Origin of the sequence: Oligoflexus sp. (assembly GCF_035638955.1) — a bacterium.
Lineage (GTDB): Bacteria > Bdellovibrionota_B > Oligoflexia > Oligoflexales > Oligoflexaceae > Oligoflexus.
Window position 1 is genome coordinate 1 of sequence record NZ_DASQYZ010000150.1, and the last position, 8,895, is coordinate 8,895.

Here is an 8,895-nt window from a genome sequence, read left to right on the forward strand (position 1 = left end):
CTGAGGTATGGGCAACCGGATGTGGGCTCACATACGTTTGTTGTGATACTACTGTCTTAGAGGTCCCCTGCTCCCCGGGGGATCTTTTTTTTTGAGCGGGGGTCTCCTCAAGACGATGTTTATCGTCCCGAAGTTGAAAAGAATTCCAAAGCCTGACCTATAAGATTTTTACCGGTGTAATCCGGCACGTGGCTTCCGCCGTTCACACGCCACAGGCCGACCTTCGTCGACTGCGCACACTCACTCCACACCAGCTGATCAGTCTCACGCGCGCCCTGGTCGTCGGTAATAACCGGACCTTCAGGTCCCTGGTACGCCCCGCCGCCCAGGACAATGCCAGGTATTTCCGGTTGCAGCATCAGATCCAGGGCCGCCGGCTGCTCCTGAAAATTACCGCAGCCGTTGTGCTGCGACCAAGTTTGACTCGACTCAAAGGCCCCCAGGGTTTCTGGACGTTTGCTCACAAAGGGTACGATGTTATCGGCGGTGCCATGAATTTGCAGCACGGAGACAGGTGTTTTGGATTGGCAGAGACTGGTGTTGGCAAACATGGCCCCCGCGATGGAAACGATTCCTGCGAACACGCCCTCGGTGTCACAAGCCAGCCGATAGGCCATGAATCCGCCATTGGAAATGCCGAAGGCATAAACTTTTTTGGAATCGACTTTGAAGCGTTCCTTGACCTCAGTGATGAGGTTCTGCAGGTACGCTGAATCATTGACAGCGCCTGGCTGCTGCGGAGGAGCCGCGTTCCAGAATCGCAGGCCTTCGGCATTCAGAGTGCCGTTTGGTGCCAGAATAATGAATTCCGACTGGGATTGCTGCAGATCCGCCTCGAGATAATAAATGGTTTCCATAGCGCCGCTGGAATACCCATGAAGGAGGACAAGGAGAGGGTAGGATTTCGCAGGGTCATAACTCGAAGGGAGTTTGACGGCAGCCGGGCGGTCCTTGCCCAGGTAAACCATGGCTGACCAGGCCGTGGCACTCTGCACGAGAGCCACGGAAGACAGTAAAAGTGCGAGAAACGAAAAATTTGAGAATGTACGCATTTTGACCTCATCCTTCATTCAAATCCGAAAGTTGTTCTTGTTTCATTCGTTCGATCATAGGCGCATCTTTTCTCAATTCCAATACGGGATGAGATGGAGGGCAGGTTACTTATGTCCAACTTGGAGCAAACACCAGGAGACATCTCAAACGCTCAATATTTCTGTGAAATTGCCGATTCATGAAATGGAATCGTATCAAACAGAGGTCGCAGCCTGGGCAGGAAAAGATTCGGTTATGCCGCTTTTCAGAGTTCTATTTTTTATGATCACTTATTGCTTGCATGGCTTTTCTCAGGCCAGCGCGGAGCCTCTTATTCTGCAAAAAGGCGATACTTTTGTTCGCCACTCCATGCTTCAGTCGATGGACTTGCTGATCGACCCCACACGTCAACTCCAGGCCGGTACGATTCTACAACCTGAGGTTCGCGCAAGGTTCGGGCCCATCGAGGGTCAGGGTGTCTATCTTCGGGAAAAAGGTACGTTCTGGCTTTTCTTTCAAATCGACAATAGGTCGGAAGAAACCGTATCGCTTCATCTCGTACACTCGGCGACCTATACGGATGCTATCGATCTTTATGAAGCGCAGGGACAGGCATTAAAATGGAAGGCCGCGCGCGGTGATCATGTCTCCCAGGATTTAGAGAACAATTATAGGCTGCCGCTTTTTTCCCTCGTGGTGACACCGGGCTTGCATACCTATGTTCTTCGCATTCGGACGGACGGGCCTGTCAGCGTCAAATTCAACCTTTGGAGTCCGGATCATTTTACGGCCCGCATTTTAAATCTCGAGAACACCTTCATTGGTCTTCTATTTGGTTTCCTCATTGTGATGATCGGTTACAACAGTTTCATTGCGATTCGACTTCGGGTTCGGTACTACTTTCTTTATGTCGGCTACATCATTTGTTTTAGCGGGGTTCAACTGCTCTTTTCAGGCGTGGCGCGACAGTTCCTTCCCAATCATCCTGTGACGACGATCCTTCTCAATCAGGGCGTGATCATCGGTGGCGAGCTGACCGCAATTTTTGCCTGTTCCTTTGCCATTCGCTTTCTTGATTTAAGTCAGGTTCCTTGGCTGATGCGGGCGATGACATTCTTTTATCTGTGCTCCGCAATCAATATCGTGATCTGTTTGATTGATTTCCATCTGTCCTACACGACGCTCCTGATCACCAACACCTACGTCTCCTGCCTGCTCTTTTACGCCGGCGTCCATCGCAGTATCCAGAAGTACCGCCCCGCTTATTTTTATACGGCGGCCTGGGTTTTCCTTCTGCTTGGCAGTCTGATTTCCATGACCTACATTTATGGTTTTGTGCCTGAGAATGGTTTTGTCATATGGAGTCAATTCGCAGGCGCTGCTGTGGAAGGCGTGCTCCTATCCCTCGCCTTGAGTGATCGAATCAGTCTGGAGCGGGAACAGTCTCATGCGCAGATTAGCAAACTCAACCAGCAACTGCAGATGCATGTGGAAGAGGTCGAGTCGATCGTCGAAGTCAAGACGCGGGATATTCGTTCCATCATGGAGCATATTCCGCTCGGAATTTTCATGATTGAGGATGATCGACAGATTCACAAGGATTATTCCCGCGAGCTGATCGACATTTTCCGCACCCAGGACATCGAGGACCACGAAGCGACCGCATTGCTTTTTGCTGGCAGTCTTTTGGATCCTGATGAGAAAAGTCAGGCCATCAGTTGCCTGCATGCGGCTTTGGGCGAGGATACCCTCAATTTTGAGATGAATGCCCACGCCCTGCCCCTCCATCTGAGCCGTCTGGATCCAAAGGGGCGCTTGGAATTTTTTGATCTGACCTGGAATGCCATAGAAAGACATCCAGCCCGCGTGGACAAGATTTTGGTGACAATACGCGATGTCACCGAAATCCGTTCGCTTCAAAAGCAGAGCCATGAACAGCAGGAAGAACTCGAACTCATCGGCGAAATCCTGAAGGTGCCGGATTTGCAATTCAGTCGCTTCATCCAGACCGCTCACCAGCTGATCGATGACACCGAGGCTCTGATTCACTCGCAGGCCATGGAAGGAAGAAATCCTGAGGTCCTGAAGATCGTCTTTATCAACATGCATACAATCAAGGGATCAGCCCGATCGCTTTACCTGCGTAAGCTCACCCGCACCATTCATGACATTGAGCAGGATCTGGCTCATCTGCAGAAAGTGCCCAGCGCGAACTGGGACATTCCGCGCATGAAGCAGCAAATGAGGGACGCCCGCACGGACGTGGCCCTTTATGAGCAGATTGCCCGTAACAAGCTGGGCCGGCGCCTGGAACAGACACGATCCGTGGATTTCCGCCTCGACCAGATTCAGGGCTCTTATATTAGGCTCAAGGGTGTTCTTCAGGATCCAGAACTGCCGATCCGGATCTCGACTGTTATCTGTGACGTGACACGCCTCTTTCATGCGCAGATTTTCAAGGACGCCACCGTGGTCTTTCAGGAAATCCTGGCTTGCCTCCCGCAGCTGGCCAAGGATTTGTACAAGGACATTCCCCACGTGCAGATGGAAACACAGGGCATCCTGCTCAGTGACAAGGCCGAAGAACTGGTGCGGAACACGTGTGTGCACCTCCTGCGTAACTCCATGGATCATGGGATCGAAAGCGCTGCTGAACGTCGGCGTGCGGGCAAGGACCCCAAGGGCACGATTGTCATTGATATGAAGCGTAGAAACGAGCATGTGGAATTGATTCTAAGCGACGATGGACGCGGGCTGCCCATTCGTAAAATCATTGAAATCGGTCTCGCGCGTGATTTGCTCAAGCCTGAGCATCAGAACGATAGAGAACGCGTGGCGCAACTGCCTTTCGATTCAGGGCTCTCAACGGCCAACCGGATTACGGACATCTCAGGACGGGGAATCGGCATGAATGCGGTGAAGCGGTTCATTGAACAAGCCGGTGGCACCGTTCGCATCGTATGGCGGGATGATCCTTTCAAACCTCAGGCCTTCTGTCCCTTTGAACTCATCATTTCCCTGCCTTTTGAAGGCCTCTTTGAAACACAAGATGTGACGACGCACGAAGCGGCTTAGGGATTCAGGCGATCCCGGCCTTGCGACCGGGATATTCCATGGCTTTACATTAAATGTTGTTCGTAGACGATGGTATGTTCGGCGTCTATTGCTTTGGAAATAACGCTTCGGTACTTCGCCTCGACCTGATGGCGCTTCACTTTCAGCGTTGGGGTCATCATCCCGCCATCCACCGTCCAGTCCTCATGAATGAGGATGCAGCGGTTGATGCGCTCATGTTTTTCGAGCTTCTTATTCAAACGCTGGAGCGAAGCGGTGAATTCCCTCAGGATAAGATCCTGCGGCTGTTTCCTTGCCGATTCTGTCAACACACAAAGAGCAATGGGGCTCGACAGCGTGTTGCCCGTGATGCAAAGCTGCTCGATGAAAGGGTTGTCCGCCAGGAAATGATTCTCGATCGGTGCCGGCGCGATGTATTTGCCGGTATCGGTTTTGAAAATTTCCTTGATGCGTCCGGTGATCTTGAGACTACCGTTTTCATCGAGTTCGCCCATATCACCTGTACGGATGCTTCCATCAAAAAGCACTTCAGCTGTGCCCTCGGGATCCTTGTAGTAGCCGAGCATGGCGGCACCATTTTTGATCCAGATCTCACCGTTCTCAGCAATGGTGAGTTTGGTTCGCGGTTGAGCCGGCCCTACACTCCCCAACCTGTTTTCGCCGATGCGATTGGCCGTGGCATAAGCGAAGTTTTCCGTCAGGCCGTAGCCTTCGAGAATATCAATGCCAATCTTCCGGTACCAGGCTTGCAAAGAAGGAGCGATGGGAGCGGCCCCGGATCCGATCGAACGGCATTTGTGGAGTCCCAGACCTTTCTGAATCTTGCGCTTAATCAAGCCTGAAACGACGGGAATACTGAGCAGCCGATCCAGCTTCTGCTGCGGAACTTTTTCCAGAATGCCCTGCTGAAATTTTTTCCAGAGGCGTGGGACGGAGAAGAACGCAGTGGGAGCGACATCCCGCAGGTTTTGGGCGAAGGTATCGAGCGACTCGGCGAAGCTGATGGTGGCGCCGCCATAGATTCCGCCCATTTCCACCAGCGCTCGTTCTGCCACGTGGGAAAGAGGCAGATAGGAGAAATAACGATCGTCTTCGCTGAACCCAAACGTTTCCCGATAGCCCATGGCCGCATGGGAGATGGTCCGGAAACTATGCATGACACCTTTCGGATAACCGGTGGTGCCCGACGTATAAATGATGCTCGCCAGCTGGTCCAGATCCGGTTTGTATTGACCTTCCAGCCCTTTGCCGCTTTCCAGCAAATGATTCCAGTCATTTTCCGCGGTCATGGGATCGGGATAAGGGAAGCGGATCCGCTTGATGGTTTCCGGAATACCCCCATCCATCTTTTGCCACTCATCGAGTTTGCCTACAAAGATCACCTTGGTTTCGCTGTGGCGCAAAACATAATCAATGGAATCGGCCTGTTGTGTAGGATACAACGGAACGCTGACACAACCGGACATCATGATGGCCAGGTCGGCCATGATCCAGTGCGCGCAGTTTTTCGAGAGAATCGCCACGCGATCCCCCTGCTGACACCCGAGTTCCTGCAGCGCCTTGGCCATCCGACGGGCCTGACGTCCGGTCTCGCCCCAGGTATATTCCTGCCATTTGCCGTTTACAGGTTGGCGCAAAAAAACCTTATTGGGATGATTCTTTTCGCGTTCATAGAACATATCGAGCGGTGTTTTTAATATGGGCTCACTCATGGCCAGCCGTTCCCCCTGTTGATTGAAGATGAACTGTTGATAGCAGTTATGTCAGAAGTGAGAAAGGGGAAACTGTCTGTATTCAAGACAAATGTAAATCTGTTTTGCCTAAATATACCGAGGAATTCAAAAATCGTGAAGAGCAGCAGAACCGTCGGCTTTCATGACTGGATGGACCCTCCCTCCTGCCAGCCTCGTCTGTGTGGTATCATGGATAACATCCCTACCTTTATTCGTTGTAAGCACAAATGCCAGGAGGCGGGTTTTATCATGCGCTTTTCAAAAGCATCCAAAGTTCTGATGCTATTGACAGTATCAAGCATTCTTATCGCTTGCGGCATAATTATCGGGAATCCAGGCAATCCGGCTGAAGGCGGCGGTGACGCCAGCGGCTTTGTTCAGACGATTGACTATGATATCCCGCCCGACGTGTCAGGCTATGAATTGACGCAGGAAATGAAAGACGGAATCTTTGATGATTCTGCCCGCCGCATTGATGAAACCATCGACCGCGTGAATCAGATGATCACGCGCCTCAACGCTGACGCCGTGGCGTCCGTGGGTGATTTTACAGGCAAGGGTGCGGATGGCAAGGTCAGCGGTCGTATTGTGGCCCTGACGAACGATGCCAACGGCTATGTTTATCAGGCTGTTATCTGCTATGCAGGCCAGCCGTTTCAAACGGTGGAATGGTCACCTGAGACAGGGTCAGTCCATACCATCCGGAATCACGCCATTGATCCTGTCGATTCCCGACGCAGCGCCCAGATGCTTTCTGAAATCACCTATACCAAGGGTACCAGCTCCAGCATCGATGTTTGGTTGACCGTCACGACGAAACCCGGCCAAGCTGTGCCGGGAGCGGATGGCAATAAACTTGCGGACCACACAACAGGAACCTACGCGGATGGTGTCTTTACTCTGGCCGGCGTCCACAACTGGTATAACGATGCGGCGACCATTCAGGAGGAAGGTGACGAATATTTCCTGGGCCAGTTCAATGATGCTGGCGTGGGTGAAAACGTAACCTATAACGTCTTTCGTCCTGACTGCAACACGGTTCCCTTCGATGACACGGCCGCGGAACACACCTGGTGCGGTGGCCGTGCGATCCCGGGTGGATCCGCTTACACAGCTGATGAAAGAGTGGCCGCTGCCACCCGACTCAAGGATATTCCGCTTCCCGGCAAAGCCAGTTTGAAAATCCCGGCTTTACCTACGGATCTGAGCTGTCCATAAGGGAAAGCTGCATGAATAAAGTTCCGGATAATTTTAAAGTCGAATTTGATGAGAAGCGCTATAAATTTTTTCTGAATGTTCATGTGTCCTATCTGAAGCATTGGGAAGATCCCCCGCTGCATCTGGTGGATGCCATGATCAAAGGGCAACTGGACGAGCGGTTCCCGCAGCGCCAGCATCATGTTCAATTTTTTTTGGACCGCTTGAAAGGGATCTGGAACAGCATGGCTCGGTTTCCCGAGCAAAAGGGCGTTCAGGTGATTGTCGCGGAACTGTATCCGGAACTGCGTGGGTTCGTCGTTGATATGGATACTGTCAACAATGAGCAGGTTCTGATTACACTGCCAGCCGATCAGGAGCTCGTGGCTTCCTGGCATCCGGCCTGGTTGGAAGCCTATGGGAATATGAAGCTGGTCAATGCCGGTGTGAAAGGCTTACTGAATCCAGCCCAGATTCGCATGGCCTATTCACGCGCCGCCTATTTTCGGGAAACGATTGAAAGTTACCCGATCAGCACAGCAGCACGCTCCAATCCGCTGAAGTCCGGCAAGGATTATCATATTCTGGTTCATCCGATGCGGCTTGAACTGGAAGTGGCCATTGGCGCGATTCGAAATTTGGAGAGCGAAGACGCTCAAAAGCTTTTGTTCGACGATCTCAATGAGGCGGTTTGGAAACTTGTCCATACCTTTGGCCGGACCCCTTTTTTCAAGGACTTTCGCAAGGTGATTCGGCAGAGCCTGAAAATGGCTCAGCATCAGCCCTGCGTGATCGGTGCCAATTTACCCTTGGTGCTGCCGGGAGGCTTCTTTCTCAAAGAAGAGACCGAAGCGCCGCGTCTTTCCGAATTGAAAACGATTGCGGCTTATTTTCAGGCCCGTGATCCCGCGAAAGCTGCCAGTCAGGTCTCCTATTTTCACCGCGATGAGATGAGCGAACGCAAGCGCCTGATTGTCAAACGTGGGATTCCTGGAGTCGCTTCGCTCTATCCAGTGAGTTCGCTGAGTACCATGGATCCGGCTTTGGCCAACGAATTTCTAGCCTTTGCCAAACTCGGCCGTTCCACTTTTTTAAGCAGCCAGCGTGAGTTGCAGGCCATGGTGTTTACCATACCCGGTGCCACGGCCGAACGTTACGGCAAAGCCGTCGAGAGTTTCTGGCAGGAATTCATCCAGACGTTTGGCAGCAACAAGGACGATGGTGAGTGCATTACCATTATCAGCCATTTCTTTCCCATGTCGGTTACCCCTCGTGAGCGCAAGCCCCTGGCCCAGGGACGCAAACGGCAGGATCATGATAGCGCCAGCTGGCTGCCCATGATCGTGCGGGAGATTATTGCTCTGCCTTCTGTTCCGGCCGATCCTGCGACCATCGCCGCCTGCCTCGCACCGAATGTTTCGGAGGCGGCCGTTAAAAAGGCCCTCGATGGACTTCTGGCGTCGGGGATGATCAGCTACGATAGCGCCTACCGCCGTTATCATCAGCGCGAACGGAACGTGGTCACAGGCGACGAAAAAGCCCATGAAAAGATTCTACGTATCCACGAGGAAATGTCTGAGCTTGCTGCGGCCGTCCTGGAGGATCCGCCCGAGACCATGCGCTCCGTGGCCATTCATGTGCTGATCGATCCGACGGTCTTTGAAGCCGCCCGCCAGAGAATTCGGGAATGGCTCCACGGTCTTCTGGATCGCACCAGCAAGGAACGCGACCAGGATCAGCTGTATCAACTCAGCATTCAAATGTTTAAGGGCCCTACTTGATTCCAATCAGGGGCAGCGTCCCTAGGTGAGTTTCCACTTCTGATCGTGGAACTGGCCGATGATGCTGTCCGTGCGCA

5 protein-coding genes are annotated in these 8,895 nt (G+C 52.5%); 3 read left to right on the plus strand and 2 right to left on the minus strand.

Translation table 11 applies throughout. From position 1 onward, the window contains the following. Positions 1-119 precede the first annotated feature (119 nt). Positions 120-1,052 (minus strand): alpha/beta hydrolase family esterase, encoded by a 933-nt coding sequence (locus VE954_RS14375; RefSeq protein ID WP_324953882.1) that lies wholly within the window; start codon positions 1,050-1,052, stop codon positions 120-122. 235 nt (positions 1,053-1,287) lie between these two features. Here VE954_RS14375 and VE954_RS14380 point away from each other — a divergent pair, with 235 nt between their 5' ends. Beyond that, positions 1,288-4,107 (plus strand): 7TM diverse intracellular signaling domain-containing protein, encoded by a 2,820-nt coding sequence (locus VE954_RS14380; RefSeq protein WP_324953884.1) that lies wholly within the window; start codon positions 1,288-1,290, stop codon positions 4,105-4,107. Positions 4,108-4,151: 44 nt separating this feature from the next. On the opposite strand, the gene VE954_RS14385 is transcribed toward VE954_RS14380, so the two are convergent. Next, positions 4,152-5,819, minus strand: coding sequence for an AMP-binding protein (locus tag VE954_RS14385; protein ID WP_324953887.1), 1,668 nt, complete (start codon positions 5,817-5,819; stop codon positions 4,152-4,154). A 270-nt stretch (positions 5,820-6,089) separates the two neighbouring features. Between VE954_RS14385 and VE954_RS14390 the strand changes: the two genes are divergently transcribed. Further along, positions 6,090-7,058, plus strand: a complete 969-nt coding sequence (locus VE954_RS14390) for a hypothetical protein (protein WP_324953889.1) — start codon at positions 6,090-6,092, stop codon at positions 7,056-7,058. An 11-nt stretch (positions 7,059-7,069) separates the two neighbouring features. Then, positions 7,070-8,818: a TIGR02147 family protein gene (locus VE954_RS14395; protein ID WP_324953891.1), complete on the plus strand. Its 1,749-nt coding sequence runs from the start codon at positions 7,070-7,072 to the stop codon at positions 8,816-8,818. The last annotated feature ends 77 nt before the right edge of the window (positions 8,819-8,895 follow it).

Bases quoted from the DNA above. Each gene is read 5' to 3' on its own strand.
- VE954_RS14380 (WP_324953884.1), top strand. From the start codon at position 1,288: ATGCCGCTTTTCAGAGTTCTATTTTTTATGATCACTTATTGCTTGCAT.
- VE954_RS14390 (WP_324953889.1), top strand. From the start codon at position 6,090: ATGCGCTTTTCAAAAGCATCCAAAGTTCTGATGCTATTGACAGTATCA.
- VE954_RS14375 (WP_324953882.1), bottom strand. From the start codon at position 1,052: ATGCGTACATTCTCAAATTTTTCGTTTCTCGCACTTTTACTGTCTTCC.
- VE954_RS14395 (WP_324953891.1), top strand. From the start codon at position 7,070: ATGAATAAAGTTCCGGATAATTTTAAAGTCGAATTTGATGAGAAGCGC.
- VE954_RS14385 (WP_324953887.1), bottom strand. From the start codon at position 5,819: ATGAGTGAGCCCATATTAAAAACACCGCTCGATATGTTCTATGAACGC.